This window comes from Citrobacter sp. Cpo071 (assembly GCF_030332765.1).
Classification (GTDB): domain Bacteria; phylum Pseudomonadota; class Gammaproteobacteria; order Enterobacterales; family Enterobacteriaceae; genus Citrobacter; species Citrobacter portucalensis.
This window is the reverse complement of record NZ_JAOWHE010000080.1, coordinates 209,491-236,250: the sequence shown is the minus strand read 5'-3', so window position 1 is coordinate 236,250 and position 26,760 is coordinate 209,491. Positions and strand designations below refer to the sequence as shown.

Annotated in this window: 26 protein-coding genes and 1 tRNA gene; 21 read left to right on the top strand and 6 right to left on the bottom strand. The window is 52.3% G+C overall.

The window, feature by feature from the left end:
- Positions 1 to 33: 33 nt before the first annotated feature.
- Positions 34 to 762: a MurR/RpiR family transcriptional regulator gene (locus OGY09_RS13100; protein ID WP_008785744.1), complete on the bottom strand. Its 729-nt coding sequence runs from the start codon at positions 760 to 762 to the stop codon at positions 34 to 36.
- A gap of 52 nt (positions 763 to 814) precedes the next feature.
- Between OGY09_RS13100 and yqfB the strand changes: the two genes are divergently transcribed.
- Together yqfB and trhA are read left to right on the top strand one after the other, a co-directional pair.
- Complete coding sequence (gene yqfB / locus OGY09_RS13095; protein ID WP_008785743.1) at positions 815 to 1,126, top strand: N(4)-acetylcytidine aminohydrolase; 312 nt, start codon at positions 815 to 817, stop codon at positions 1,124 to 1,126.
- Between the two features lie 163 nt (positions 1,127 to 1,289).
- Positions 1,290 to 1,952, top strand: coding sequence for a PAQR family membrane homeostasis protein TrhA (trhA, locus tag OGY09_RS13090; protein WP_006686898.1), 663 nt, complete (start codon positions 1,290 to 1,292; stop codon positions 1,950 to 1,952).
- A 131-nt stretch (positions 1,953 to 2,083) separates the two neighbouring features.
- On the opposite strand, the gene ygfZ is transcribed toward trhA, so the two are convergent.
- Positions 2,084 to 3,067, bottom strand: a complete 984-nt coding sequence (gene ygfZ, locus OGY09_RS13085; protein WP_032944893.1) for a tRNA-modifying protein YgfZ — start codon at positions 3,065 to 3,067, stop codon at positions 2,084 to 2,086.
- Between the two features lie 257 nt (positions 3,068 to 3,324).
- Between ygfZ and sdhE the strand changes: the two genes are divergently transcribed.
- Together sdhE and OGY09_RS13075 are read left to right on the top strand one after the other, a co-directional pair.
- Positions 3,325 to 3,591, top strand: a complete 267-nt coding sequence (gene sdhE, locus OGY09_RS13080; RefSeq protein ID WP_003825514.1) for an FAD assembly factor SdhE — start codon at positions 3,325 to 3,327, stop codon at positions 3,589 to 3,591.
- Positions 3,572 to 3,979 carry a protein YgfX gene (locus OGY09_RS13075; RefSeq protein WP_003825515.1) on the top strand — a complete coding sequence of 136 codons (408 nt, stop codon included), beginning with the start codon at positions 3,572 to 3,574 and terminating at the stop codon, positions 3,977 to 3,979. Before sdhE ends, OGY09_RS13075 begins: the two co-directional genes overlap by 20 nt.
- Positions 3,980 to 4,080: 101 nt before the next feature.
- Here OGY09_RS13075 and fldB read toward each other — a convergent pair whose 3' ends face one another.
- Positions 4,081 to 4,602 carry a flavodoxin FldB gene (fldB, locus tag OGY09_RS13070; protein WP_003026933.1) on the bottom strand — a complete coding sequence of 174 codons (522 nt, stop codon included), beginning with the start codon at positions 4,600 to 4,602 and terminating at the stop codon, positions 4,081 to 4,083.
- 113 nt (positions 4,603 to 4,715) lie between these two features.
- Between fldB and xerD the strand changes: the two genes are divergently transcribed.
- The 5 genes from xerD (at position 4,716) to lysS (ending at position 10,805) form a co-directional block, all read left to right on the top strand.
- Positions 4,716 to 5,612 carry a site-specific tyrosine recombinase XerD gene (gene xerD, locus OGY09_RS13065; RefSeq protein WP_003825519.1) on the top strand — a complete coding sequence of 299 codons (897 nt, stop codon included), beginning with the start codon at positions 4,716 to 4,718 and terminating at the stop codon, positions 5,610 to 5,612.
- A 23-nt stretch (positions 5,613 to 5,635) separates the two neighbouring features.
- Positions 5,636 to 6,349 (top strand): bifunctional protein-disulfide isomerase/oxidoreductase DsbC, encoded by a 714-nt coding sequence (gene dsbC / locus OGY09_RS13060; protein WP_003825520.1) that lies wholly within the window; start codon positions 5,636 to 5,638, stop codon positions 6,347 to 6,349.
- A 5-nt stretch (positions 6,350 to 6,354) separates the two neighbouring features.
- On the top strand, positions 6,355 to 8,088 hold the full coding sequence (gene recJ / locus OGY09_RS13055; protein ID WP_048236719.1) for a single-stranded-DNA-specific exonuclease RecJ: 1,734 nt from the start codon (positions 6,355 to 6,357) through the stop codon (positions 8,086 to 8,088).
- Between the two features lie 91 nt (positions 8,089 to 8,179).
- A protein-coding gene (gene prfB / locus OGY09_RS13050) for a peptide chain release factor 2 (RefSeq protein WP_100194817.1) occupies positions 8,180 to 9,278 on the top strand; the annotation gives its coding sequence in 2 pieces (ribosomal slippage) (positions 8,180 to 8,254 and positions 8,256 to 9,278; 1,098 coding nt in all).
- Positions 9,279 to 9,287: 9 nt separating this feature from the next.
- Positions 9,288 to 10,805 carry a lysine--tRNA ligase gene (gene lysS, locus OGY09_RS13045; RefSeq protein ID WP_003026911.1) on the top strand — a complete coding sequence of 506 codons (1,518 nt, stop codon included), beginning with the start codon at positions 9,288 to 9,290 and terminating at the stop codon, positions 10,803 to 10,805.
- Between the two features lie 77 nt (positions 10,806 to 10,882).
- Here lysS and idi read toward each other — a convergent pair whose 3' ends face one another.
- On the bottom strand, positions 10,883 to 11,437 hold the full coding sequence (gene idi / locus OGY09_RS13040; protein ID WP_057068486.1) for an isopentenyl-diphosphate Delta-isomerase: 555 nt from the start codon (positions 11,435 to 11,437) through the stop codon (positions 10,883 to 10,885).
- Positions 11,438 to 11,603: 166 nt separating this feature from the next.
- Between idi and actS the strand changes: the two genes are divergently transcribed.
- Both actS and OGY09_RS13030 read left to right on the top strand, forming a co-directional pair.
- A complete protein-coding gene (gene actS / locus OGY09_RS13035) occupies positions 11,604 to 12,362 on the top strand; it encodes an amidase activator ActS (protein WP_103285965.1) in 759 nt (252 codons plus the stop codon).
- Positions 12,363 to 12,441: 79 nt separating this feature from the next.
- Positions 12,442 to 12,515: transfer RNA gene (locus OGY09_RS13030), tRNA-Gly, on the top strand.
- Positions 12,516 to 12,548: 33 nt separating this feature from the next.
- On the opposite strand, the gene OGY09_RS13025 is transcribed toward OGY09_RS13030, so the two are convergent.
- Positions 12,549 to 13,085 (bottom strand): GNAT family N-acetyltransferase, encoded by a 537-nt coding sequence (locus OGY09_RS13025; RefSeq protein WP_057067440.1) that lies wholly within the window; start codon positions 13,083 to 13,085, stop codon positions 12,549 to 12,551.
- Positions 13,086 to 13,901: 816 nt separating this feature from the next.
- Between OGY09_RS13025 and pgaA the strand changes: the two genes are divergently transcribed.
- The 6 genes from pgaA to OGY09_RS12995 all read left to right on the top strand — a co-directional run bounded on the left by pgaA (position 13,902) and on the right by OGY09_RS12995 (position 20,826).
- The gene (gene pgaA, locus OGY09_RS13020; protein WP_057067439.1) at positions 13,902 to 16,364 is read left to right on the top strand and encodes a poly-beta-1,6 N-acetyl-D-glucosamine export porin PgaA; all 2,463 of its coding nucleotides are present in this window, start codon (positions 13,902 to 13,904) and stop codon (positions 16,362 to 16,364) included.
- A gap of 9 nt (positions 16,365 to 16,373) precedes the next feature.
- Positions 16,374 to 18,395, top strand: a complete 2,022-nt coding sequence (pgaB, locus tag OGY09_RS13015) for a poly-beta-1,6-N-acetyl-D-glucosamine N-deacetylase PgaB (protein ID WP_032944882.1) — start codon at positions 16,374 to 16,376, stop codon at positions 18,393 to 18,395.
- Positions 18,392 to 19,726: a poly-beta-1,6-N-acetyl-D-glucosamine synthase gene (gene pgaC, locus OGY09_RS13010; RefSeq protein WP_032944880.1), complete on the top strand. Its 1,335-nt coding sequence runs from the start codon at positions 18,392 to 18,394 to the stop codon at positions 19,724 to 19,726. The genes pgaB and pgaC overlap by 4 nt, the downstream gene beginning before the upstream one ends.
- Positions 19,723 to 20,229 (top strand): poly-beta-1,6-N-acetyl-D-glucosamine biosynthesis protein PgaD, encoded by a 507-nt coding sequence (gene pgaD / locus OGY09_RS13005; RefSeq protein ID WP_003825542.1) that lies wholly within the window; start codon positions 19,723 to 19,725, stop codon positions 20,227 to 20,229. The genes pgaC and pgaD overlap by 4 nt, the downstream gene beginning before the upstream one ends.
- Before the next feature lie 82 nt (positions 20,230 to 20,311).
- Entirely contained in the window at positions 20,312 to 20,542 is a 231-nt protein-coding gene (gene yjdI / locus OGY09_RS13000) for a 4Fe-4S mono-cluster protein YjdI (protein ID WP_003825544.1), read from the top strand.
- Between the two features lie 11 nt (positions 20,543 to 20,553).
- Positions 20,554 to 20,826, top strand: a complete 273-nt coding sequence (locus OGY09_RS12995; RefSeq protein WP_003033869.1) for a GNAT family N-acetyltransferase — start codon at positions 20,554 to 20,556, stop codon at positions 20,824 to 20,826.
- Between the two features lie 42 nt (positions 20,827 to 20,868).
- Here the strand turns inward: OGY09_RS12995 and OGY09_RS12990 are convergent, their stop codons facing one another.
- Positions 20,869 to 21,798: a LysR substrate-binding domain-containing protein gene (locus tag OGY09_RS12990; RefSeq protein WP_003825551.1), complete on the bottom strand. Its 930-nt coding sequence runs from the start codon at positions 21,796 to 21,798 to the stop codon at positions 20,869 to 20,871.
- A 390-nt stretch (positions 21,799 to 22,188) separates the two neighbouring features.
- Between OGY09_RS12990 and OGY09_RS12985 the strand changes: the two genes are divergently transcribed.
- From OGY09_RS12985 to OGY09_RS12970, 4 genes are read left to right on the top strand one after another with little or no spacing between them, the layout of a single operon-like run.
- Positions 22,189 to 22,794, top strand: a complete 606-nt coding sequence (locus tag OGY09_RS12985) for an ankyrin repeat domain-containing protein (protein ID WP_008785731.1) — start codon at positions 22,189 to 22,191, stop codon at positions 22,792 to 22,794.
- 15 nt (positions 22,795 to 22,809) lie between these two features.
- Positions 22,810 to 23,709 carry an oxamate carbamoyltransferase subunit AllH family protein gene (locus tag OGY09_RS12980; RefSeq protein ID WP_502873207.1) on the top strand — a complete coding sequence of 300 codons (900 nt, stop codon included), beginning with the start codon at positions 22,810 to 22,812 and terminating at the stop codon, positions 23,707 to 23,709.
- Positions 23,687 to 25,234, top strand: coding sequence for an acyl-CoA synthetase FdrA (fdrA, locus tag OGY09_RS12975; protein ID WP_032944876.1), 1,548 nt, complete (start codon positions 23,687 to 23,689; stop codon positions 25,232 to 25,234). The genes OGY09_RS12980 and fdrA overlap by 23 nt, the downstream gene beginning before the upstream one ends.
- Positions 25,234 to 26,652: a YlbE family protein gene (locus tag OGY09_RS12970; RefSeq protein WP_008785728.1), complete on the top strand. Its 1,419-nt coding sequence runs from the start codon at positions 25,234 to 25,236 to the stop codon at positions 26,650 to 26,652. Before fdrA ends, OGY09_RS12970 begins: the two co-directional genes overlap by 1 nt.
- Positions 26,653 to 26,760: the final 108 nt, after the last annotated feature.

The following is a 26,760-nucleotide window of genomic DNA, read 5'->3' as shown; positions in this document are numbered from 1 at the left end:
GATTTGTTACATCCAAAAAACAGATTGTTTTTTTTACGCTATTCTTTTCGCCAACTTGCGGCCGAGTGATTCCAGAATATAAATAACAGGGATCTGCGTAGTTATATCGTATACACCGGCAATGCGCGTCTGTGGAACGTGCCAGGAGAGATTAAAGTCAGCCAATTTGGCCAGCCGCGAATGTTCATGACTGGTGACAGACAGGACCTTACAGTTATGCAGGCTGAACTGGCTGGCAAAACGCAGGATCTCTTCTGTTTCACCGGAAACGGAAAGCACGATCGCCAGCGCGTTTCTGGCCATGTCATTCGTTACCGGGAAATAAGGGTCATCAATGTGATTACTGAATTTTCCAACGTTTGAGAAAAAACGTGCGCCATATTTGGCTAAGGCTCCGGATGTTCCCGCCCCAACGAATATAATACGCTCGGAAGATAATATAATATCAACAGCCTGATCGAGCAGATTATCGAACTCATCGTTATTAACGCCTTTAAAGAAGCTGATAATTTCGCTAGCACCGAAATTAGCCTGTTGCGGTTCATTCTGCTCTAAATATAATTTGAAGCGCACGCGAAATTCTGAGTAACCTTCACACTTAAGCTTGCGGCAAAAGCGCAGTACGGTGGTAGTGGAAACACCCACGGCATCGGCCAGTTCGCGAATGGTCATGTACATGACTTTGTCACGGTTTTTGATGACATAGTTGTAGACCAGCATCTCAAGATTGTTGAGACTGGCGATGGCAGCGTGGGAGAACATACTCACAATGGCAAAACTCACTCATCAGACTTCATCTACAGGGAATAATAACATGCAGCCAAATGACATCACTTTTTTTCAGCGTTTCCAGGATGACATTCTGGCCGGACGCAAGACCATCACTATTCGTGACGAGTCTGAATCACACTTCAAAGCCGGGGACATTTTACGGGTTGGGCGCTTCGAAGATGACGGTTACTTCTGCACGATTGAGGTTGTTGGCACCTCAACCGTCACGCTGGATACGCTGACGGATAAACATGCCCAGCAGGAAAACATGACGCTTGAAGAACTTAAACGTGTCATTGCCGAGATTTACCCGGATCAGACGCAATTTTATGTGATTGATTTTAAATGCCTTTGATTTTAATAGTACGCATGTTAGCTGAAATTTAAAAACTAAAACCATGATTTTTAATGGTAAATATTTATCTGGTAATTATTTTAGCTAACAGGTGTTCACTGGAACCATTCTCAGTTACGCTAGAGGAGCAATCACGATAGGGTTCGTTTCTCGGGAGTAAGTTATGGTTCAGAAGCCATTAATCGCGCAGGGATATTCGCTGGCAGAGGAAATAGCCAACAGCATCAGTCACGGTATCGGGCTGGTGTTTGGGATTGTCGGACTGGTGTTGTTGCTGGTTCAGGCAGTGGATACCAATGCCAGCGCTATGGCGATTACCAGCTATAGCCTGTACGGCGGCAGCATGATCCTGCTGTTCCTCGCCTCAACCTTGTATCACGCGATCCCCCATCAGAGAGCGAAAGTCTGGCTGAAAAAATTCGACCACTGTGCGATTTATCTGCTGATTGCCGGGACCTATACGCCATTTCTGCTGGTGGGGCTTGATTCGCCGCTGGCTCGTGGGTTGATGATTGTTATCTGGAGCCTGGCGCTGCTCGGTATTTTATTCAAACTGACCATCGCACACCGGTTTAAAATTCTGTCGCTGGTGACTTACCTGACAATGGGCTGGCTTTCGCTGATTGTGGTGTATCAACTGGCGGTGAAGTTGGCGGCGGGAGGCGTGACGTTGCTGGCTGTTGGCGGTGTGGTGTATTCGCTGGGCGTAATTTTCTACGTCTGTAAGCGTATTCCTTATAACCATGCGATCTGGCACGGTTTTGTGCTGGGCGGCAGCGTTTGCCACTTCCTGGCGATCTATCTGTACGTGGGGCAACACGCATAGATTCAGTGCAACCCCGGGGGCGGCGTAAACGCCTCGCCCGGACTGTATTTTATAGGCCGGACAAGCCAACGCCGCAATCCGGCGGCCTGTGCCGAATTGCCTAATGGCGCTGCGCTTATCAGGCCGACCAATTACTCTTCGTCTAACGAATATGGCAGCGGTACGATACGCAGCGTTTTTGCGTCGTCACGGACGCGGAACACGCTGTCGGCCTCCATGTCGTTATTCATCACAACCTGCACCAGTACCTGACCATCGGCCAGTTGTACTGCAGCAAGTACGGTACCAGTACGGCGCCAGTTCTCGCCCATTTTTAATTCAAGGTCTTCGCCCGCTTCCGGTACCCGACTGGCGGCACCCGCCAAAGTCCACATGGCGCGTTTGTTGGCTCCGCGGAATTTTGCACGAGCCACCATTTCCTGACCGGTATAGCAGCCTTTTTTAAAGCTGATCCCGCCCAGAGCCTGCAGATTGGTAGCCTGTGGAATAAACTGTGCACTGTTGGCTGTATCAATAACGGGGATACCCGCTTCGATATCCAGCGCCAGCCACTGCTGGCTGTTATTTAACTCTGCTTCGCCACGCAGCTTTTCAACCAAGGTTTCTGCTGTGGTGGCATCAACGATCAGCAGAAAACGTTCGGCAGGGTGTTCGAACCACAATACCGTGGAGGCACCTTCGGTAATGACCTGCTTATCACTGTTCGGTAATTCGCTGAAGATATTGGCCAGCGCTGCACGAGCCTGGAATCCCGCTACGCCCAGCAAGACGCGCTCGTCGTCTGGGGCGATCGCCACCTTCGAGAAGACCGCGTATTTTTTCAGCTCAGTGAGCTGCGCATCACGCAGGCTACGGCGCTCAAGCCATGCAAAACCGTCACCCTGGCGGAACAGACGCAGGTTGCTCCACATTTTACCTTTGGCGTCACAATGTGCAGCCAACAGGTGCTGATGCTCGGTCATCTGGCTGACATCCGCCGTGACCTGACCCTGAATATACTTCTCACTGTCGACACCGGTGATGGTGGCGAGCGCCCAGTCATCGAGCGTCATTAGCGTCAGAGGTAAACGCGTTGACGCAAAAGGCTGGCGAGGAGGAAAAGATGTAAAAGCCATAATAATGTCCTGATTTGCTTAACGCAGTGATGATGACTAATGGTAAAAGAGCTATGGACCATTGCAAGCGGTTTAAACAGGCTATTTGTGCCATATATTGTGCTTTGCGAGGAGACATCCAAAATTGGTGAATCCTTTGGCTTAATAAGGTTTTATTTAGCGAGCGAGCTTCAGTTTACTGATATTCCCGTAAAAAGAGCGGGAAAAACACGTTACAATAGCGGGATACTTCGTTTTCGCGAGACAGGGAGAAGAACATGGATATTAACAACAAAGCACGTATTCATTGGGCATGCCGCCGCGGTATGCGCGAGCTGGACATCTCGATCATGCCGTTTTTTGAACATGAATATGACAGCTTAAGTGACGAAGAAAAACGTATCTTCATCCGTCTGCTAGAATGTGATGATCCAGATTTATTTAACTGGTTGATGAATCATGGGAAACCAGCTGATGAGCAGCTGGAACAGATGGTGCGACTTATCCAGACACGGAATCGGGAACGTGGTCCAGTGGCAATCTGATTTACGCGTATCATGGCGCGCGCAGTGGCTTTCACTGCTAATTCATGGGCTGGTCGCGGTGTTTATTTTATTGATGCCCTGGCCATTGAGCTACACCCCATTATGGCTGGTTTTGCTCTCTCTGGTGGTGTTCGATAGCGTTCGCAGTCAGCGTCGAATCAACGCCTGTCAGGGTGAGATTCGGCTATTGATGGATGGCCGTCTGCGCTGGCAAGGGCAAGAGTGGTCTATCGTTAGCGCCCCCTGGATGGTTAAAACAGGTATGATGCTACGCTTGCGATCTGATGCCGGAAAACGTCAACATTTGTGGCTGGCAGCAGACAGTATGGATGATGCAGAGTGGCGGGATTTACGACGGTTGATGCTGCAAAAGGCGAAGCAAGGGTAACGCATGACACATGCCTGATGGCGCGCAGCTTGAAAGCCAACAGTTAGGTGCGTCATGCAGGCCGGATAAGGCATTTACGCCGTCATCCGGCAAATCGGTTATCAGGACCAGTGCTCGGCCATTTCCCCAAGAATTTGCTCGCACCAGGCCTGAATGCGTTCATCGCTGAGATCGTACTGGTTCGTCTCATCCAGCGCCAGGCCAACAAACAGCTGTCCATCAGCAATGACGGGTTTATCGCTGGTGAATTCGTAGCCTTCTGTGGGCCAGTAGCCGACAAACTTTACACCTTTGGTGATCAGTTTATCGTGCAGCATACCCAACGCATCCAGGAACCATTCGCCGTATCCCAACTGATCGCCCATACCGTAAAGCGCGACAATCTTGCCTTCCAGGTTGAGGTCGTCCAGTTGCTCCCAGACCGCTTCCCAGTCCTCCTGAATTTCACCGAAATCCCAGGTTGGGATGCCCAAAATGAGCACGTCATATTGCTCCATTAGGGTCGGGGAATCGTCTTTGAGGTTGTGCAGTGTCACCAGTTCGGGACCCAGGATATCGCGGATTTTTTCTGCTGCCATTTCGGTGTAGCAGGTGCTGGAACCGTAAAAAAGACCCATGTTCATGACGTAAACATCTCAATTCTGCTGTAGCGTTGCGGGTAGTGTAACAGAATCGCCGCATTCACGGCACAATGAGGCATAATGCATCAAAAATGAGAGTGGAATAAGGGGCGCGAGTGGAACAGGATCTGGCGCGCATCGAGCAGTTTCTTGATGCCCTGTGGCTGGAACGAAATCTGGCGGAAAACACATTAAGTGCGTATCGTCGCGATCTGACCATGCTTGTGGAGTGGTTACATCACCGCGGCGCTTCGCTTGCGACCGCGCAAAGTGATGATCTGCAAGCCTTGCTGGCTGAGCGGATGGATGGAGGGTATAAAGCCACCAGTTCCGCACGTTTGCTCAGTGCGACGCGACGTTTTTTTCAGCATCTGTACCGCGAAAAATATCGCGAAGATGACCCCAGCGCCTCGCTTGCATCACCTAAACTTCCGCAGCGCCTGCCTAAAGATCTCAGCGAAGCGCAGGTTGAGCGGCTGCTACAAGCGCCGCTTATTGAGCAACCGCTGGAGCTACGCGACAAAGCCATGCTGGAAGTGCTGTATGCAACAGGCCTGCGCGTGTCTGAACTGGTAGGACTGACGATGAGTGACGTCAGCCTGCGTCAGGGTGTGGTACGGGTGATCGGTAAAGGTAACAAAGAGCGCCTTGTCCCGTTGGGTGAGGAGGCTGTGTACTGGCTGGAAACTTACCTGGAGCATGGGCGTCCATGGTTGCTCAACGGTGTATCGATTGATGTGCTGTTTCCTAGTCAGCGGGCGCAACAGATGACCCGTCAGACCTTCTGGCATCGTATCAAACATTATGCTGTGTTGGCGGGAATTGACAGCGAAAAGCTGTCACCGCATGTCCTGCGGCACGCGTTTGCCACGCATCTGCTTAACCATGGCGCAGACCTGCGCGTGGTGCAGATGCTACTGGGGCATAGCGATCTCTCGACAACGCAAATTTATACTCATGTCGCAACGGAGCGCTTGCGGCAACTACATCAACAGCATCACCCGCGAGCGTGAGTGCTGACAGGATAGGATAGGCTATGAAAAAACGTTTTATGATGTTCACCCTTCTGGCGACGGCGTTTTCCGGCATGGTACATGCAGACGACGCGGCAATTCGTCAGTCATTAGCAAAGCTGGGTGTGCAGAGCACCGAGATTCAACCTGCTCCGGTTGCGGGCATGAAAACCGTACTGACCAATAGCGGCGTGCTGTACGTAACTGAAGACGGTAAACATATTATTCAGGGACCGATGTACGACGTGAGCGGCGCAAGTCCGGTGAATGTCACCAACCAACTGCTGATGAAGCATCTGAACGCGCTGGAAAAAGAGATGATCATCTACAAAGCGCCGCAGGAAAAACACGTCATTACCGTTTTCACCGACATCACTTGTGGTTACTGCCACAAGCTGCATGAAGAGATGAAAGATTACAATGCGTTGGGGATCACCGTTCGTTATCTGGCCTTCCCACGTCAGGGGCTGGACAGCCAGGCTGAGCAGGACATGAAGTCTATCTGGTGTGCTAAGGACAAAAACAAAGCCTTTGACGACGCGATGACTGGCAAGGGCGTGAAAGCGGCGACCTGTGATGTGGATATCGCTAACCACTATGCGCTGGGCGTACAGTTTGGCGTCAGCGGTACACCGGCGATTGTGCTGAGCAATGGCTATGTCGTACCTGGTTATCAGGGCCCGAAAGAGATGAAAGAATTCCTCGACGCACATGCAAAACAGACCAGCGGTAAATAATTCGCGTGAAACAACAGATACAACTTCGTCGGCGTGAAGCCGACGAGACAGCCGAGCTGCCTGATGACTTGCCGCCATTGTTGCGTCGTTTATACGCCAGTCGCGGTGTACGTAGCGCGCAGGAGCTTGAGCGTAGCGTCAAAGGAATGCTGCCGTGGCAGCATTTAAACGGTGTGGAAAAGGCGGTTGAGATCCTCTACAACGCCTTTCGTGCGGGAACTCGTATCATCGTTGTCGGCGATTTCGATGCCGATGGCGCGACCAGCACGGCGCTAAGCATCCTGGCGATGCGCGCGTTGGGCTGCAGTAACGTTGACTACCTGGTGCCAAATCGTTTTGAGGACGGTTATGGTTTAAGCCCGGAAGTCGTTGATCAGGCCCATGCCCGTGGTGCTCAGCTGATTGTTACCGTAGACAACGGCATCTCGTCTCACACGGGTGTCGAACATGCCAGAACGTTGGGGATCCCGGTCGTTGTGACCGATCACCACCTGCCAGGGGATACGCTGCCGGGCGCAGAGGCGATCATCAATCCTAACCTGCACGACTGTGAGTTCCCGTCGAAATCGCTGGCAGGCGTTGGTGTAGCCTTCTATCTGATGCTGGCGCTGCGCACTTTCCTGCGTGATAAAGGCTGGTTTGATGAGCGAGGCATTGCACCGCCGAACCTGGCGGATTTGCTCGATCTGGTTGCGCTTGGCACGGTGGCGGACGTGGTCCCGTTGGATGCCAATAACCGCATTCTGACGTGGCAAGGCTTAAGCCGTATCCGCGCCGGAAAATGCCGCCCAGGTATTAAAGCGCTGCTGGAGATTTCCAATCGCGACCCCCTAAAGCTGGCAGCCAGTGATTTAGGTTTTGCCCTCGGGCCACGGCTGAATGCGGCGGGGCGTCTGGACGATATGTCCGTTGGCGTAGCGCTGTTGCTGTGCGACAACATTGGTGAAGCGCGCGTGCTGGCCAATGAGCTGGACGCACTCAACCAGACGCGCAAAGAAATTGAGCAGGGTATGCAGGCCGAAGCGCTGACCCTGTGTGAAAAGCTGGAACGCAATAGCGATACGCTTCCGGGCGGCCTGGCAATGTATCATCCCGAGTGGCATCAGGGCGTTGTGGGGATTCTGGCATCGCGTATTAAAGAGCGATTCCATCGCCCGGTGATAGCGTTTGCCCCGGCAGGTGACGGTACTCTTAAAGGCTCCGGGCGTTCGATTCAGGGGCTGCACATGCGCGATGCGCTGGAGCGCCTGGACACCCTTTATCCGGGCATGATCCTCAAGTTTGGCGGTCACGCCATGGCTGCGGGCTTATCGCTTGAAGAGGCACAGTTTGAGCTTTTCCAGCAGCGTTTTGGTGAACTGGTAACCGAGTGGTTGGATCCCGCCTTACTGCAAGGTGAAGTGGTGTCGGATGGCCCACTGAACGCGTCTGAGATGACCATGGAAGTCGCACAGATGCTGCGCGATGCCGGACCGTGGGGACAAATGTTCCCGGAACCGCTGTTTGACGGACATTTCCGTTTGCTACAGCAGCGTCTGGTCGGCGAGCGTCATCTGAAGGTGATGGTCGAGCCTGTTGGCGGCGGCCCACTGCTGGACGGTATTGCGTTTAACGTCGATACCACCTGCTGGCCGGACAACGGCGTGCGCGAAGTTCAGCTTGCCTACAAACTGGATATTAACGAGTTTCGCGGCAACCGTAGTTTGCAGATTATAATCGACAATATCTGGCCACTTTAGCGTCACTAATCGCTATAAAAAAGGGCGTGGATTAGTTACAATCCCGCTCTTATCACCGCATTTTGACTAGTCCAATAAAAGAAATCAGACAATGTTTGAAATTAATCCGGTAAATAACCGCATTCAGGACCTCACGGAGCGCTCTGACGTTCTTAGGGGGTATCTTTGACTATGATGCCAAGAAAGAGCGTCTGGAAGAAGTAAACGCCGAGCTGGAACAGCCGGACGTATGGAACGAACCCGAACGCGCGCAGGCGCTGGGTAAAGAGCGTTCTTCTCTTGAAGCCATCGTTGATACGCTCGATCAGATGAGCCAGGGCCTGGAAGATGTCTCCGGCCTGCTGGAACTGGCTGTAGAAGCCGACGACGAAGAAACCTTTAACGAAGCCGTAGCAGAACTCGACACGCTGGAAGATAAGCTGGCCCAGCTGGAATTCCGTCGTATGTTCTCCGGTGAATATGACAGCGCAGATTGCTATCTCGATATTCAGGCAGGTTCTGGCGGTACGGAAGCGCAGGACTGGGCAAGCATGCTGATGCGCATGTATCTGCGTTGGGCTGAAGCGCGCGGCTTTAAGACTGAAATTATTGAAGAGTCTGAAGGTGAAGTGGCGGGTATTAAATCCGTAACCATCAGAATTGCTGGCGAATATGCGTACGGTTGGCTGCGTACTGAAACCGGCGTACACCGTCTGGTTCGTAAGAGTCCGTTCGACTCCGGCGGACGTCGCCATACGTCGTTCAGTTCTGCGTTTGTTTATCCGGAAGTTGATGATGATATTGATATCGATATCAACCCGGCGGATCTGCGTATTGACGTTTACCGTGCCTCCGGTGCGGGTGGTCAGCACGTTAACCGTACGGAATCTGCGGTGCGTATTACCCACATCCCGACCGGGATTGTGACGCAGTGTCAGAACGACCGTTCCCAGCACAAGAACAAAGACCAGGCCATGAAGCAGATGAAAGCGAAGCTTTATGAACTGGAAATGCAGAAGAAGAATGCCGAGAAACAGGCGATGGAAGACAACAAGTCAGATATCGGCTGGGGTAGCCAGATCCGTTCTTATGTCCTTGATGACTCCCGCATCAAAGATCTGCGTACCGGGGTTGAAACCCGTAACACGCAGGCGGTGCTGGATGGCAGCCTGGATCAATTTATCGAAGCAAGTTTGAAAGCAGGGTTATGAGGAACCAACATGTCTGAACAACACGTACAGGGCGCTGACGCGGTAGCCGACCTTAACAATGAACTGAAAACGCGCCGTGAGAAGCTGGCGAGCCTGCGTGAGCAGGGGATCCCGTTCCCGAACGATTTCCGTCGCGATCATACCTCAGACCAACTGCATGCTGACTTCGACGCAAAAGAAAACGAAGAGCTGGAAGCGCTGAACATTGAGGTATCCGTTGCTGGCCGTATGATGACCCGTCGTATTATGGGTAAAGCATCATTCGTTACGCTGCAGGATGTTGGCGGCCGCATTCAGCTGTACGTTGCTCGCGATGACCTGCCGGAAGGCGTCTACAACGAGCAGTTCAAAAAATGGGATCTGGGCGATATCCTCGGCGCGAAAGGTAAGTTGTTCAAGACCAAGACCGGTGAGTTGTCTATTCACTGTACCGAACTGCGTCTGCTGACCAAAGCGCTGCGCCCGCTGCCGGACAAATTCCACGGTCTGCAGGATCAGGAAGCGCGCTATCGTCAACGTTACCTGGATCTCATCTCTAACGATGAATCCCGCAATACCTTTAAAGTGCGTTCACAGATTATGGCTGGCATCCGTCAGTTCATGGTTGCTCGTGGCTTTATGGAAGTAGAAACCCCGATGATGCAGGTGATCCCTGGCGGTGCGGCAGCGCGTCCGTTTATCACTCATCATAACGCGCTGGATCTGGACATGTACCTGCGTATCGCGCCGGAACTGTACCTCAAGCGTCTGGTGGTTGGCGGCTTCGAACGCGTGTTCGAAATTAACCGTAACTTCCGTAACGAAGGCATCTCTGTTCGCCATAACCCAGAGTTCACCATGATGGAACTCTACATGGCTTATGCGGACTACAAAGATCTGATCGAACTGACCGAATCGCTGTTCCGTACGCTGGCGCAGAACGTTCTGGGAACGACTGAAGTGCCTTACGGTGAAGAAGTCTTCGACTTCGGTAAGCCGTTCGAAAAACTGACCATGCGTGAAGCGATTCAGAAATACCGTCCGGAAACCAACATGGCCGATCTGGATAACTTCGACTCTGCAAAAGCGATTGCTGAATCTATCGGCATCAAAGTTGAGAAGAGCTGGGGTCTGGGCCGTATCGTGACCGAGATCTTTGAAGAAGTTGCGGAAGCGCACCTGATTCAACCGACCTTCATTACCGAGTACCCGGCAGAAGTTTCTCCGCTGGCGCGTCGTAATGACGAAAACCCGGAAATCACTGACCGCTTCGAATTCTTCATCGGCGGACGTGAAATCGGTAACGGTTTCAGCGAGCTGAACGACGCGGAAGATCAGGCGCAGCGCTTCCAGGATCAGGTTAACGCTAAAGATGCGGGTGATGACGAAGCAATGTTCTATGACGAGGACTACGTTACCGCTCTGGAACACGGTCTGCCGCCGACTGCGGGTCTGGGCATTGGTATCGACCGTATGGTTATGCTGTTCACCAACAGCCACACTATCCGCGACGTGATCCTGTTCCCGGCGATGCGCCCGGTTAAGTAAGATGTGAAATGCCGGATGGCGGCTGACGCCTTATCCGGCCTACGATTCGTTATGTAGGCCAGATAAGCGTAGCGCCATCAGGCAATAATTTGTTGGCAGTAATTCCGCAACAGCGCACGCGCTTCTTTGTCTGCAACCTGCATTACCATCCACGGGCTAAAAGCCCACGGCGTCGCGTCAATCCCGCTTAAGACATCCTCAAGACTGCTCCACTGGCAATCCATCACTTCATCTGGGTTTAGCTGTAGCGGACTCACGATATGTGCGGCATAAACCGGGCATACTTCGTTTTCAACTATTCCACTCGGGTCTGTAGCGCGATAACGAAAGTCAGCGTATACGGGGCTGAGCAAGTCGATGTCTGCACCCAGTTCGAAGCGAGCCCGGCGAACAATAGCGGCTTCGTGGGTTTCACCCAACTGCGGGTGACCGCAGACAGAGTTGGTCCAGACACCTGGCCAGGCTTTTTTGTGCAGCGAGCGGCGGGTGACCAGCAGTTGGCCCTGCTCGTTAAATATCCAGCACGAGAAAGCGGAATGCAGGGGAGTTGTGGCGGTATGCGCCGCATATTTTTCCAGCGTTCCGCAGGGTTGGTCCTGCTCATTCAATAAAATGACATGTTCCTGTCGCATAGCGTCCACCATCAATCTTAAGCACCCATATTATATGCTTAATTAAGTCAGATTGATTAACAGAGGGTGTGAAATGCCAGGGCCGACGATTCGTTGCGCGATATGATTTGGCATCCGGTGTCTGGCTGCTATGATAAAGCGTCTGAAAATGTTGCGAGGTATTGTTTTGAGTGCAGGACGCCTGAAGAAAAATGGCCTGGGTATCGTGATGTTGCTTTGTGTCGGTCTGCTGTTAGCAGGGTGTTCCGGGAGCAAGTCGTCTGATACAGGAAGTTATTCCGGCTCCGTGTATACCGTGAAGCGGGGGGATACGCTATACCGTATTTCGCGCGCTACCGGGACCAGCGTGAAAGAGATCGCCCGCCTGAATAATATTTCACCGCCCTATACCATTGAAGTAGGGCAAAAACTGAAGGTCAGCGGTGGCGCGAAAACCAGTTCTAACTCTGGCAAAACAACCAAGAAATCCTCAACCAAAACGGCAGCGGCCAGACCGTCTTCGTCCGTACCGCAGTCTTCATGGCCTCCGGTAGGGCAACGTTGCTGGCAGTGGCCTGCCAGCGGTAAGGTGATCCTGCCTTATTCAACCGCGGACGGCGGCAATAAAGGCATTGATATCTCGGCTGCGCGCGGTACACCGATTTATGCCGCCGGAGCCGGGAAGGTGGTTTACGTCGGTAATCAGCTGCGGGGCTATGGTAATCTCATCATGATTAAGCACAGTGAGGACTACATCACTGCGTATGCGCATAATGACACCATGCTGGTGAACAACGGTCAAAACGTGAAGGCCGGGCAGAAAATCGCGACGATGGGCAGCTCGGATGCGACTACGGTGCGGCTGCATTTCCAAATCCGCTACCGGGCGACGGCTATCGATCCGCTGCGTTATTTACCGCCGCAGGGCAGTAAACCAAAATGCTGACGGTGAATTAATCGCCAGTCAGTCGGTTAGTCCCTTGCCAAGAAGAGCGTAAGGTTTATAATCCCTTACGCACTTCGATGCGGGCGTAGTTCAATGGTAGAACGAGAGCTTCCCAAGCTCTATACGAGGGTTCGATTCCCTTCGCCCGCTCCAAAATTCTCTCCCTGTAGTTAATCCTTAAAAACGTTAGATAGCGACACCGGAATCCGGTGGCAGCGTGCTGTTACCTTCACCCAGATTACGTTGTAGCAATACCGTGTCGAGCCATAGCCCATGTTTGAAGCCAATGTTTTTCAGTGTGCCGATTTGCGTAAATCCGGCCTGCTGATGGACTTTTAACGATCCCTGATTATTGCTGTCGCCGACGATGGCAATCAGTTGCCGATAACCCTGTGCTTCAGCCCAGCCAATCACATGACGCAGTAAGGCTTTTCCTACACCCTGACGCTGAGCCGTTGGAGCAATATAAATCGAATCCTCAAGGGTATAGCGGTAGGCATAGCGCTCGCGGTAGCGGGTGAGGTAGCAATACCCGATGACCTTATCTTCCTGCAGAGCGACGACCCACGGCAGCCCGAGGCTGCGGATTTTTTCCAGACGAGCAAGCATCTCGTGTGCATCCGGCGGGTCGGTTTCAAAGCTGCCGGTACCGTGAAGAACATGATGTGCATAGATATCGCGTATGGCGGGGATGTGCTTTTCTTCTGCGTTAACGATTTTCATTGACCGGCTCCCATTGGCGTCTTTGCCCAGATTACCTGAAAGACTGAGGGGAAGGTAAGTGCAAAAAATTATGCTTCTATCAGTTGCTTGTAATGCAAATAGGCTTGCATATTGTAAGGGGAAATAATTGATTGTGGTTGATATTGTCAATAGTACGCAAGGTTGGTAAATATATTAACAGGTAGAGTAATACACAATTATTCACGCACGTATTTGATTGAGTTTCCAAATACCAATTATGGTAGGTTTCGAAAAATGATAAATAAAGTTGTTTGATTTCAACGCATTGTTACTGTATCTAATTCTTCTTGCGCCTGTACCCTTATTTTCATTTCATTAGCCCTGTTTGAGCCCTAAAAATTAAGTTATATTTTGTTGTTAGCAGAGAGCCTATTATCAGATTTTTCTCTATTCACCTCTCAAAATAGTTACCATGCAAACAGTTGCGCGGTGTAGCTATGCTAACCAGCAATAGTAAGCATCGTCACATGATGTCACCGGGCAAACTTTGTTTAAATCCAGAATTCAATCCCAAGAGTATTAGGATTATTTAGTCTAAAATACTTTTTTGCCTAAGACTTTTCTTATTGCGTAGCCACGAACTACATGGAGTGATAAAATTCCCGAGTTTATGCCTCCTGTCCAACGATTAGAGGACGCGGTGCGGGTAGTCAATAAGACGAAAGAATTAATTGCTTCATAACCCTATTACGAAATAAGCGGCAGTGCATCTTACATGGTCGGCAACTGTCAGGGATTGACCGTAACTTATTGAAAACGCTTATTTTTACTCTGATGTAAGATATAAGGGCAGATATGTTCAGTATGCGTCGACATGCCAACTTCATTAAACGTTTTAAGTCTGTAAGCTGTTTATTTACGGCAAGCATTCTTTTCCCTATGCAAATCTCTGCTGCGGTATCAGATTATGATGCTTTGGTTATTGAAGCGCGGGGGGGGAATAGTGCGCCGCTATTGCGCTACCTTGAGGATCAGGGAAAGAAAAGTGCGCTAACGCCAAATCAGGTTGCCGACTGGCTGCAAGTTTCTGGTTGGGTTGAGAACAACGATAAAACAACCATTCAAATCTGGCAGCGGTATCGTGGGCAGATGGATGTGCCTGCGCGCGGCAAAGTCGCCGCTGCACGTGCGTACCGTAACCAGAAAAACTGGAATGATTCATTGGCGGTGTGGGAAAGCGTTTTACAGGAAGAGCCTGATAACGTGGATGTACGCACCGGCTGGATAATGACGTTGGCAGATGCGCGCTACAACCAACAAGCCCTTACTGAAGCGAATAAATGGGCGCAGGCGCATCCGGGAGCAGACTCCGACGCACTGCTTGCCTATGTGTATCATTCTCAGGGGAAAAACTGGGATGCACTGTTGGTTGCCAGCCAGGCGGATGATGTTGATCCAGGCAATAAAAATGCAAAATCCACGCTGCTATCTGCGCTGTCGGCGAACCGTGTTTCCGGACCCGCTTTAAATATGGCGGAGGTCGTTCCCACGGCTGATCCAGTGAAGCGCCGTCTTGAGCTTGATGCGGCGGCTGAAATGGTACGCTCCTCTTATACGTCCGCACGTAATGAAGAAGAACGTTTTATCGTGGCCGATAAAGCGCTGGCCCGTTATGACCAACTGTTGGCGGCCTGGAAAGATGAGCCGTCTGCGCAGAATGATGTCCGTCGGGCGAGAATTGACCGTATGGGTGCCTTGTTGGTGCGTAAGCGTACTGCCGAAGTGATTGATGAGTATGAGTCCCTTTCTGCAAGCGGCGAAGTACCAAACTATGCAAAACGCTGGGTGGCATCAGCATGGTTAAGCGAACGTCAGCCGGAAAAGACCGAAGCGATGCTGGCGAGCATTTACTACCCGAATGGACCTATCCCGGTGACGCCACTCAGTCCTGAGGATCAACAAGATCTGTTCTACGCGCACATTGATAATGAAAACTTCGATGCTGCCAAAAAACAAGTCGATGATTTGATCAAAGAGAGTCCGTATCTGCGGCGTATCTATGGCTCGCCAACGCCGCAGCCTAACGATAACTGGCTGCTCGGACAGTCGCTACTGACGCAATATCATATCGCTGCCAATGAACTGCCAGAGGCAGAAAAGCTCGCAGAGCATCTGGCACGAACAGGCTCTGGTAACCAGGGACTGCGCATATCTTATGCCTCTGTGCTTGAAGCGCGTGGATTGCCGCATGCGGCGGAGAAAGAGCTTAAGCTGGCGGAAGTCATTGAGCCAAGCAACCTGGAGCTGGAACGTCAGCAGGCTTACGTTGCACTGGATCTTCAGGAGTGGAAACAGGCAGATGAACTGACGGATGACGTTATTGCCCGTAGCCCGGATGATGAAGCGACGCTGCGCCTCGCGCGTATTCGTGATGTCCACAAAATGTCGGAAGTGCGCATTAGCGGTACGCAGGGGATCTCGTCCGATAGCCCGGTCAGCGGTAAGAATGACTTCAACATCAACACGGCTATTTACAGTCCGCCGATTAATGACAACTGGCGACTGTTTACCGGATTCAACTTTGCTACCGGTGAATTTGAGGAAGGGAAGGGCATCAGCCGCGATCTGGCGGCGGGGGCAGAATGGACTTCCCGTGATTACTGGGCGGAAATGGAAGTGTCTGGCCGAAATTATGGCGATGGTCAGAAGATTGGCGGGCGTCTATCCGGCTGGCATGACTTTAATGACAACTGGCGCGTTGGTGGGTCGGCCGAGCGCCTCTCTCGCAATACCCCGTTGCGCGCGCTGCGTAGTGGCGTGTATGCCAACGGCGGCGATATGTTTGTTCGCTGGTATCAAAACGAACGACGTGAATATCAACTGTCGTTTGCTGCATCACATTTCTCGGACGGTAACGATCGCATCGAATATGGACTCAGCGGAAAAGAGCGCATGTGGACCACGCCGCGCTTCACGCTGGACTTTACGCCGGGTATCGGCGGGAGCACCAACACCAAAGAAAATGTTCCGTATTACAACCCGAAGAGTGATTTTTCGGTTGTCCCTGGCCTGAGCGCAGAGCAGGTTCTTTACCGCCACTATGATACCGTCTGGACGCAGCAAGGCCTGGCAGGCGTAGGTGGCTACTGGCAGCAAGGTGAAGATGCAGGTGCTATCGTCCAGGTGGGATACGGCCAACGGCTTAAATGGAACAACGTCGTAGATGGCGGGGTGATGCTGATTTGGGATAAACGCCCCTATGACGGTAAACGTGAGCGGAATATCTCCCTCGCTTTCGATTTAAATGTCAGGTTTTAAGGATTGTTCATGCTGAAAAGATGCCTGTGGCTTAGCGCATTAATCGCTGGCTGGTTGATGATTACCGCGTGCAGCAGCGCGCACAATACAACGCCTCGCTATGTTCCTCCCGCAGAGAGAACACCGCTGACGGCGGATCATCCGTGGCCGAAAAATAGCTTTCTGGTGCTCGGCTACCATGATGTGGAGGATGGTGCAGCCGACCAGCGCTACCTCTCTGTGCGTACCAGCGCGTTGAGCGACCAAATGGCCTGGCTGCGTGATAATGGCTATCAGCCGATCAGCGTGCAGCAAATTCTGGACGCCCATGACGGTAAAATTGTACTGCCGGAAAAAGCGGTATTACTCACTTTTGACGATGGATATAGCAGTTTTTATACCCGCGTCTGGCCGCTACTGAAAGCCTACAACTGGCCTGCGCTCTGGGCGCCAGTAGGCAGTTGGGTTGATGCGCCAGCCAACAAAAAAGTCGATTTTGGTGGCTTAATGACAGCGCGAGACAAATTCGCCACCTGGAAAATGGTCGAAGAAATGGGCAAGTCGCCGTTGGTAGAAGTCGGTGCGCACACCTGGAACTCGCACTTTGGCGCTGAGGCCAACCCGCAGGGGAGTAAAGAGCCCGCTGTGGCGAACCGCCTGTATGATAAGAAAACCGGCACTTACGAAACGGACGAACAGTACACGCGACGTATAAACACGGATATCTCTCTGATCACTAACAAGATCAAAGCGGTGACCGGCAAATCGCCGCGCGCGTGGGTATGGCCTTACGGCGCAGCCAACGGTACAACGTTAAACCTGGCCAAAGAGCATGGCTATAAGATGGCCTTTACGCTTAATGAAGGGTTGGCAAATGCCGCGTTTCTCGATGATATTCCGCGCGTGCTGATTTCTGATAACCCATCCCTTAAGCGCTTTGCCAGTCAGGTCGCTCAGGTCCGTGAACCACAGACGATGCGCGTGATGCATGTCGATCTGGATTACGTGTATGACAAAGACCCTGCTCAGCAGAAGCGAAATATCGATAAGCTGATCCAGCGCGTTTATGACATGCGTATTTCTCATGTCTTCCTGCAGGCGTACGCCGATCCGCAGGGCGACGGGAATATTCGTGAGGTCTATTTCCCCAACCGCTGGCTGCCGATGCGTGCCGATCTCTTTAACTATATCTCCTGGCAGTTACAAACGCGGGCAGGGGTGACGGTGTATGCCTGGATGCCGGTTCTGGCTTTCGATCTCGACGCGTCCATTCCACGCGTAACCGCATGGGATCCGAAAACGGGACGCACTGCTATCAATCATGAGAACTATGTTCGTCTCTCGCCCTGGGACAGCGAAGCGCGCAAACGCATCACTGAAATCTATGAAGACCTGGCGAAGCACGCCAGCTTCAAAGGTATTTTGTTCCATGACGATGCTTTCCTGACGGATTTTGAAGATGCGTCACCGGAGGCGTTAGCCGCCTACCGTGCCGCAGGGCTTCCGGGCAGTATCGAGCAAATACGTAATAATCCTCAGGCGTTCGAGCGCTGGACTCGCCTGAAAAGTAAGATGCTGATTGACTTCACCAAACAACTGACCCGGACGGTGCGTAATATTCGCGGTCCACAGGTGCAAACCGCGCGCAATATTTACGCCATGCCGGTACTGGAGCCTGAAAGTGAAGCCTGGTTTGCACAAAACCTGAATGATTTCCTCAATACCTATGACTGGACGGCGCCGATGGCGATGCCATTCATGGAACAGATCCCGGCCAATGATGCCAACGCATGGCTTGACCGACTGGTGAATGCCGTTGCACAAACCCCTGGGGCGCTGGATAAAACCGTGTTTGAACTGCAGGCACGAGACTGGCGTAAATCCGGGGATCAGGCTGAAATCAGCGGAAAACAAATAGCCGAATGGATGCGCCAGCTGAAATTAAGCGGTGCAGGTAACTACGGCTATTACCCGGATGATTTCATCAGCGACAAACCTGAGATGTCAGAGATTCGCTCGACGTTCTCCTCATACTGGTATCCGCAAAAATGACCGATCGCATTATTGCTTTCCTGATACTTTGCCTGATGTTCAGCCTGCCGTTTGGCGTGGCTGTCATCTTTACAGGTGAAGTGATGTTGAACTTCGTCTTCTTCTGGCCTTTGTTCATGTCTGCTTTGTGGATAAGCGGCGGGGTCTATTTCTGGTTTTACCGTGAACGTCACTGGAAATGGGGAGATGACACGCCACCACCGACCCTGCCGGGGAATCCGCTGGTGTCCATTCTGATCCCCTGTTTTAACGAAGGGATCAACGCGCGTGAAACCATTGAGGCAGCACTGGCACAGCGATATAAGAATATCGAAGTGATCGCCATCAACGATGGTTCGACGGATGACACTCACGACGTGCTGGAACAACTGGCAGTGGAATACCCCAGCCTGCGGGTGATTCATCTGGCTGAAAACCAGGGTAAAGCGCTGGCGCTCAAGACCGGTGCAGCCGCTGCGCGCAGTGATTACCTGGTGTGCATTGATGGCGATGCGTTACTGGATCGTGATGCCGTTGCCTATATTGTGGCCCCGCTGATCCAGTTCCCGCGCGTTGGTGCAGTGACGGGGAACCCGCGTATTCGAACCCGCTCTACGTTAATTGGTCGTGTGCAGGTCGGTGAGTTCTCTTCCATTATCGGCTTAATTAAGCGTACTCAGCGAGTCTATGGGCAGATCTTTACCGTTTCCGGCGTAGTTGCGGCGTTTCGTCGTCGCGCGTTGGCCGAGGTCGGTTACTGGAGCCCGGACATGATCACCGAAGATATCGATATCAGCTGGAAGCTGCAATTGCGCCACTGGTCGGTATTCTTTGAGCCGCGCGCACTGTGCTGGATCCTGATGCCTGAAACATTAAAAGGGCTATGGAAGCAGCGTTTGCGCTGGGCGCAGGGTGGTGCAGAGGTGTTTATCGTTAACATGCGTCGTCTGTGGTCGTGGGAGTTCCGCCGCATGTGGCCGCTGTTTCTTGAGTTCTGTTTTTCTACCGCCTGGTCGTTTGCCTATGCGATCAGTATCGTGCTGTTCCTGCTGGGACTGATGATCCCGATGCCGGACTCGTTGTATGTACAACATCTGTTCCCGCCAGCCTTTACCGGACTTATTCTCGGTGTGGTCTGCTTAATACAGTTTGCGGTGAGTCTGATGATTGAACGACGCTATGAAAAAGGCATTGGCGCCTCGTTGTTCTGGATTATCTGGTTCCCGGTGGTGTACTGGATGCTAAGCCTGTTCACTACGCTGGTGGCTTTCCCGAAAGTGATGCTTAAACGCAAACGCGGCAGGGCGCGCTGGGTGAGTCCTGACCGTGGAATTGGGAGGATCGAATCATGAACCAGCCACTGATCTTCACGGAGCGGCGTTTGCTGCCGCGCATCATCGATGTGTTGTTGACGGCCATCGCATGGGTTGGATTTATCTATTTGATCTATAAAGGGCTGATCACTGCACTGGCGCATTCACCGTATATGGGTGTGCGACCCTTTTTCACCACGCTGGATACGGTCACGTTTTATATCCTTGTCGCCCTGGTCAACGGCCTGGTGCTGATTGGCTGGGCGAAGTACAACCAGTTTCGTTTTCGGGTCGAACGCCGCAGTCGCAGACCCGGGCTTGAAGACCATGAGCTGGCAGAAAGTTTGCGTATTACCCGGGAGCTGGTTACGGAACTGAACAAGGCGAGGGTGCTGACGGTCCACCATCATGAGAATGGCGAAATCAGTCATATCGATGTGGACAGGGATATTGCCGATAACCGCCTCCCGCCGCCGACGCCAGCGATGCTGGAGTATTTGCCGCCAGAGCCGCAGCCGTCGATACAGAAAAAGCCTGAATGATATTTCTGCTTTCAGCCGCTTCCTTCAGCCTCGCATAGGTCTATGATTAGACCCAGACAATAAAAAAATGCGAGGCAATGTCGTGGATAAGGAACTACTGGATGCAGGTTACCGGGCCTATACCGGCGAGAAGATTGACGTCTACTTCAACACGGCGATGTGTCAGCATTCGGGCAATTGCGTGCGGGGAAGCGCGAAGCTGTTTAACCTGAAACGTAAACCGTGGATTATTCCGGATGAAGTGGACGTTGCCACGGTCATCAAGGTCATCGATACCTGTCCGAGCGGTGCGCTGAAATATCGCCAAAAATGAGTGAGGGAAGCATGGAAATTCTTGCAGGCCATAACAAGTTTTATGTCAATGATGCTGAGGGCAACCAGGTTGCCGAGATTGTTTTCGTGCCGACGGGCGAGCATCTGAGCATCATTGAACATACCGATGTCGATCCCAGCCTGAAAGGTCAGGGCGTCGGCAAACAGCTGGTGGCGAAAGTGGTAGAGAAGATGCGCGCTGAAAACCGCAAAGTTATTCCGCTGTGCCCGTTTGCCAAACATGAATTTGATAAAACCCGCGAGTACGACGATATCCGCGCCTGATTATCTTATATGCACCGGAAGGTATAACAGCCATCCGGTGCATCACGCCCGATGCAGTAAATCCTGATAAATCCCCGTCAGTATCCCTTGTGGGCCAAACTCTTTTTTAATCCACTGAGTGACACGACCGGTTGCCGAGTGCTGGGTTGCCAACAGCATTCGTGAATCCTGACGTGGGTTGTGGATCTGTCGTGTCACCAGCAACGACTTTTCCATCGCCTCGCGCACCATATAGTCTGGCAGAAAACCGATGCCCTCCCCCAGGATCTGGCACTGGCACTTGGTATTAAAATCGGGAACCAGAATCGACTCTTGACCGTGTAACAGCCAACCGACTTTTTTGTTGATGGTGTGTGCGGTGTCTTCCACCATGATGTTCGGGTACAGGCGCAGTTGGCTCTCAGAGATGGGTTCAGGCATAAACGCCAGCGGATGATCCGGGGCAATCGCGAACGACCAACGGATCGCGCCGATCTCGGTGTAATCAATTCCGCCGCCGTCCAGTAATGTATCGGGCGCGCCAATCGCGATATTGGCCAGGTTATTGATGATCGAATCCCAGACGCCGTTATACACCTCTGTAGTGACGGTTATCTGGCAGGTTGGAAACTGTTTCTTGAGTACCTGCAGCAGCCTCGCCGTATGTTGAGGGGTATACAACAGCTGGTTAATGCAGATGCGCACCCGAGCCTCAATTCCCTGAGCGATGGTATCAATGCTGCGCTTGATGGCGTGGAAATCGTTGAGCAGGTCGGTCGCCTTGCGAAACAGGTAACGCCCGGACTCGGTCAGCTCAATGCTGCGAGTACTACGGGTAAACAGCACCACGTCGAGACCCATTTCCATGCGCTTAATGGTGTAACTAATTGCCGATGTGGTTAAGCCAAGCTCCTCCGCCGCCTTGCTGAAACTGCTATAGCGGGCAGCCATCGTAAATGCCAGTAGGTTTTCCTCGGTAAATATTGAATTCATCTTTCTCCCCTCCGGCGACAATGCGCATCCGCAACACGATGATTGTTGAATGTATTTGTAATCCTTATACAGAGCAATCAGTTTTGAACAGAATTTAACACTAGTTTTACATTTGATTTGAAGGCAATCACACTTCAGTATTTTAATTGCAGGCCGCTATCCGTGCAGCATACCGACTGATTTCCCGGACTACTGATTAGTGACTAAAAGGGCCCCATCCATAAGGGAAAGATTGCACTACAGCACGTTTTGTCCTCATTGTTAAAATTGATTCAATAATCGATGCATTAACGATGAATGAAATTTAAGCGGATGTTATTCTCTGCACTCTGTTGCTATTCTCAGGTTATCGGATATTTAAAAAGTCTAAAAAACTGCAGGAGAGCGATTATGTCAGAGAAAGAACTCATTACTGAATTTCTGCTGGCGGCAGAACAGGGCAATGCCGATGGATTAAAATCCTGTCTGGCAAAAAATGTGGATATTAACGCCACTAACCGCCAGGGGCGTACTGCCATTATTATTGCCAGCCTGAATAAACATTATGACTGTGTTTCTTTATTGATTGCTGCGGGTGCCGATATTAATAAACAAGATCAAACTTGTTTTAACCCCTTCCTGATTAGCTGCCTGACTAATGATTTAACGCTGTTGCGTACGGTATTACCGGCTGACCCCGACCTCAATTGCCTGAGCCGTTTTGGCGGCGTTGGTATTACACCTGCCAGCGAAAAAGGTCATGTCGAGATCGTGCGCGAACTACTGCTGCGTACCGATATCAATGTCAACCATACTAATTTTGTTGGCTGGACGCCGCTCCTGGAAGCCATCGTGCTAAATGACGGCGGTGCGAAGCAGCAGGAGATCGTTAAGCTGCTGCTCGACCATGGCGCAAACCCGCACATGACGGATAAATACGGTAAAACCCCGCTGGAACTGGCGCGAGAGAAAGGGTACCACGAAATTGCCGAGCTGCTGATTGCGGCCGGAGCCTGACACAGGAGCGCCATTATCGCTACGCCATCACGGCGATGCGTACGGGCGCTAACCGCAGACAGCGCGTTTCTCACTTTCCGGGGAACGGGACGGGTTGAACAGGTTTTTTCCCACGCGGTAAACCTGTTGATACCCGAACAGCAGCGGCTGCTGACGTTACTGAGTGAAGATTGTGATAACGCACCTAACAGCTGTCGGTTGGCGCTGACGCATTGTGAAGACCTGTTTCACCCCGGTGAGCGGGTCAATTTTAGCGGGTCGGGAATAGTTGTTGGCAATGATAAATGGATAGAAACCGCCGGTTGCCAGCTGTGGCGAATACCACGGTGGACATCTGATGCAGCAAGCCTTGACGCAGTCGGCTGGCAGCACTGGGAAGAGGTTATCCGCCAACAGCTAAGAAGCGACGACACATTATTTCTGTACCAGGGTGACAATCCGTTTTATCAGGAAATCACCCGTCAATTACTCAACCGCCGACAAACATTACTGACGGCGTTGCGTACAGGAGAAAATATTACTACGGCGGTCAGCCATTTAATTGGTTTGGGGATAGGGCTGACGCCCTCATCGGATGATTATTTAGTAGGCTTAAGCACCATTTTATTTATTCCCGGACATCCGCTGAGGAAATATAGAGATGATTTTTTAGCGGCATTGCAACGTGCAGGAAATAATACAACGCTACTTAGCAAAATAACGCTAGAGGAAGCATTTAATCAGCGTTATCGGGAAAGCATCGGATGGCTGCTGAACCAATTTATTACTGAGCAACAACTCGTTTCTACGCAATATATTACTGACATTAAAAATATCGGTTCAAGTTCTGGCTGCGACATGCTGTATGGCATGGCGGATGCCTGCGCCCTGAGCCACAGGTCCGGAGGGAATTATGTCGATCAGGATAGTTGTTAAAAAGAACACGTATTTTGATTCTGTCTCACTGATGTCTATCTCCACGCGCGCAAATAAGCTCGATGGCGTTGAGCAGGCGTTTGTGGCTATGGCGACAGAGATGAATAAGGGCGTACTGAAGAATCTCGGCCTGCTGACGCCTGAGCTGGAAGAGGCGAAAAGTGGCGATCTGATGATTGTCATTAAAGGCACCAGCGAGGCGGCGAACGACCAAACGCTGATGGCGATTGACGATCTGTTTACGCATAAAGAGCAGGGTGGCCAGCATGAAGCGCGCTATGCCACGCTTGCCAGCGCGAAGAAGCATGTTCCTGAGAGCAATCTGGCGGTGATCTCGGTCAATGGCCTGTTTGCCGCGCGTGAAGCGCGCCAGGCGCTGCAAAATAACCTCAATGTGATGCTGTTCTCTGACAACGTCTCTCTTGAGGACGAGCTGGCGCTTAAGCAGCTGGCGCATGAAAAAGGACTGCTGATGATGGGGCCAGATTGCGGAACCGCCATCATTAACGGCGCTGCGCTGTGTTTTGGCAACGCGGTGCGTCGCGGCAACATCGGAATTATTGGTGCCTCCGGTACCGGCAGCCAGGAGCTGAGCGTACGCATTCACGAATTTGGCGGCGGAATTTCCCAGTTGATTGGCACAGGTGGACGCGATCTTAGCGAAAAGATTGGCGGCCTGATGATGCTTGACGCGATTGGCATGCTGGAGGCCGATCCGCAAACCGAGATCATCGCGCTTATCTCCAAACCGCCTGCGCCAGCGGTGGCGCGCAAGGTGCTGGAACGTGCGCGCGCCTGTCATAAGCCCGTGGTGGTGTGTTTCCTGGGCCGTGAAGCCGCGCCTGCGGATGAAAAAGGCCTACAGTTTGCCCGCGGTACTAAAGAGGCGGCGTTGAAAGCGGTACTGCTGACCGGCGTGAAAAAAGAGAGTCTGGATCTGCATCCGCTCAACTGGCCGCTGATTGAAGAGGTTCGCGCCCGTCTGACTCCACAGCAAAAGTACATCCGTGGCTTGTTCTGCGGCGGCACGTTGTGCGATGAGGCGATGTTTGCTGCCATGGAAAAACATGCCGAAGTTTACAGCAACATTCATCCGGATCCGGCATTCCGCCTGAAAGATCTCAACCGCAGCGTGGCGCATACCTTCCTCGATTTCGGTGATGACGATTTTACCAATGGCAAACCGCACCCGATGATCGATCCCACCAACCGCATTAGTCGTCTGTTACAGGAAGCGCGCGATCCTGAAGTTGGCGTGATCGTGATGGACTTCGTCCTTGGATTTGGATCGCATGAAGATCCGGTTGGCGTGATGCTCGATGCGATCGTTGAAGCCAAAGCGATCGCCACCGCAGACGGTCGTCCGCTTGAGATCCTCGGCTATGTGCTGGGAACCGATCTTGATACGCCGTCGCTGGAAAAACAGTGTCAGATGCTGACCGACGCCGGGGTTATCTGGGCGAGCAGTAGCACCAACACCGGATTGCTGGCGCGTGAATTTATCTGTAAAGGGGAGGAAGCCTGATGAGCCAGACACTGTTTAACCAGCCGCTGAACGTGATTAACGTTGGCATTGCAATGTTCAGCGATGACCTGAAAAAGCAGAACGTACCGGTGACCCAGCTCGACTGGACGCCGCCGGGCCAGGGCAACATGCAGGTGGTAGCGGCACTGGACGACATTGCCGATTCACCGTTGGCAGACAAAATCGCGGCCGCTAACCAGCAGGCGCTGGAACGCATTATCCAGTCGCATCCGGTGCTAATTGGCTATGATCAGGCGATCAACGTCGTGCCGGGCATGACCCGTAACACCATCCTGCACGCCGGGCCGCCAATCCGCTGGGAAAAAATGTGCGGCGCAATGAAGGGGGCGGTAACCGGGGCGCTGGTCTTTGAAGGGCTGGCGAAAGATCTGGATGAAGCCGCGGAACTGGCCGCCTCGGGTGAAATCATCTTCTCTCCGTGCCACGAGCATGACTGTGTCGGCTCGATGGCGGGCGTGACGTCGGCATCGATGTTTATGCACATCGTCGAGAACAAAACCTATGGCAACCGCGCATATACCAATATGAGCGAGCAGATGGCGAAGATCCTGCGCATGGGCGCGAACGATCAGAGCGTTATCGATCGTTTGAACTGGATGCGCGATGTGCTGGGACCGATGCTGCGCGACGCTATGAAACTGGCGGGCGAAATCGATCTGCGCCTGATGCTGGCGCAGGCATTGCACATGGGTGATGAGTGCCATAACCGCAACAACGCCGGGACGGCGCTGCTGATTCAGGCGCTGACGCCGTGGATTATTCAGACCGGCTATCCGGTTGAGCAGCAACGTGAGGTGTTCGAGTTCGTCCTCAGTAGTGATTACTTCTCCGGACCGACCTGGATGGCGATGTGTAAAGCCGCAATGGACGCTGCACACGGTATTGAATACAGCACCGTGGTGACGACGATGGCGCGCAATGGCGTTGAGTTCGGTCTGCGCATTAGTGGCTTACCGGGCCAGTGGTTTACCGGTCCGGCGCAGCAGGTGATTGGGCCGATGTTTGCGGGCTATAAGCCGGAAGATTCCGGACGTGATATCGGCGATAGCGCGATCACCGAAACCTACGGCATTGGCGGTTTCGCTATGGCGACGGCACCGGCCATCGTAGCGCTGGTGGGCGGTACGGTCGAGGAAGCGGTTGATTTCTCTCGCCAGATGCGAGAAATCACTCTCGGCGAAAACCCCAACGTCACCATTCCGCTGCTTGGTTTTATGGGCGTACCGACCGCTATTGATATTACGCGCGTAGGCAGCACCGGCATTCTGCCGGTGATCAACACCGCTATTGCGCACAAAGACGCGGGGATCGGCATGATCGGCGCCGGAATAGTTCACCCGCCGTTCGCCTGTTTTGAAAAGGCGATCCTCAACTGGCGCGACCGCTACTGCCAATAACAATAACCGGGGCTAACACGGTTAGCCCCACAGTAGCGAAGCGAAAAACGTTGCTTACCTGCAGGGCTGGGCGATCTCCGCGATCGCAAATGATGCTTAACCTGTTAA

Bases quoted from the DNA above. Each gene is read 5' to 3' on its own strand.
- OGY09_RS13100 (WP_008785744.1), bottom strand. From the start codon at position 762: ATGTTCTCCCACGCTGCCATCGCCAGTCTCAACAATCTTGAGATGCTG.
- yqfB (WP_008785743.1), top strand. From the start codon at position 815: ATGCAGCCAAATGACATCACTTTTTTTCAGCGTTTCCAGGATGACATT.
- trhA (WP_006686898.1), top strand. From the start codon at position 1,290: ATGGTTCAGAAGCCATTAATCGCGCAGGGATATTCGCTGGCAGAGGAA.
- ygfZ (WP_032944893.1), bottom strand. From the start codon at position 3,067: ATGGCTTTTACATCTTTTCCTCCTCGCCAGCCTTTTGCGTCAACGCGT.
- sdhE (WP_003825514.1), top strand. From the start codon at position 3,325: ATGGATATTAACAACAAAGCACGTATTCATTGGGCATGCCGCCGCGGT.
- fldB (WP_003026933.1), bottom strand. From the start codon at position 4,602: ATGAACATGGGTCTTTTTTACGGTTCCAGCACCTGCTACACCGAAATG.
- dsbC (WP_003825520.1), top strand. From the start codon at position 5,636: ATGAAAAAACGTTTTATGATGTTCACCCTTCTGGCGACGGCGTTTTCC.
- lysS (WP_003026911.1), top strand. From the start codon at position 9,288: ATGTCTGAACAACACGTACAGGGCGCTGACGCGGTAGCCGACCTTAAC.
- idi (WP_057068486.1), bottom strand. From the start codon at position 11,437: ATGCGACAGGAACATGTCATTTTATTGAATGAGCAGGACCAACCCTGC.
- OGY09_RS13025 (WP_057067440.1), bottom strand. From the start codon at position 13,085: ATGAAAATCGTTAACGCAGAAGAAAAGCACATCCCCGCCATACGCGAT.
- pgaA (WP_057067439.1), top strand. From the start codon at position 13,902: ATGTTCAGTATGCGTCGACATGCCAACTTCATTAAACGTTTTAAGTCT.
- pgaB (WP_032944882.1), top strand. From the start codon at position 16,374: ATGCTGAAAAGATGCCTGTGGCTTAGCGCATTAATCGCTGGCTGGTTG.
- pgaC (WP_032944880.1), top strand. From the start codon at position 18,392: ATGACCGATCGCATTATTGCTTTCCTGATACTTTGCCTGATGTTCAGC.
- pgaD (WP_003825542.1), top strand. From the start codon at position 19,723: ATGAACCAGCCACTGATCTTCACGGAGCGGCGTTTGCTGCCGCGCATC.
- OGY09_RS12995 (WP_003033869.1), top strand. From the start codon at position 20,554: ATGGAAATTCTTGCAGGCCATAACAAGTTTTATGTCAATGATGCTGAG.
- OGY09_RS12990 (WP_003825551.1), bottom strand. From the start codon at position 21,798: ATGAATTCAATATTTACCGAGGAAAACCTACTGGCATTTACGATGGCT.
- OGY09_RS12985 (WP_008785731.1), top strand. From the start codon at position 22,189: ATGTCAGAGAAAGAACTCATTACTGAATTTCTGCTGGCGGCAGAACAG.
- fdrA (WP_032944876.1), top strand. From the start codon at position 23,687: ATGTCGATCAGGATAGTTGTTAAAAAGAACACGTATTTTGATTCTGTC.
- OGY09_RS12970 (WP_008785728.1), top strand. From the start codon at position 25,234: ATGAGCCAGACACTGTTTAACCAGCCGCTGAACGTGATTAACGTTGGC.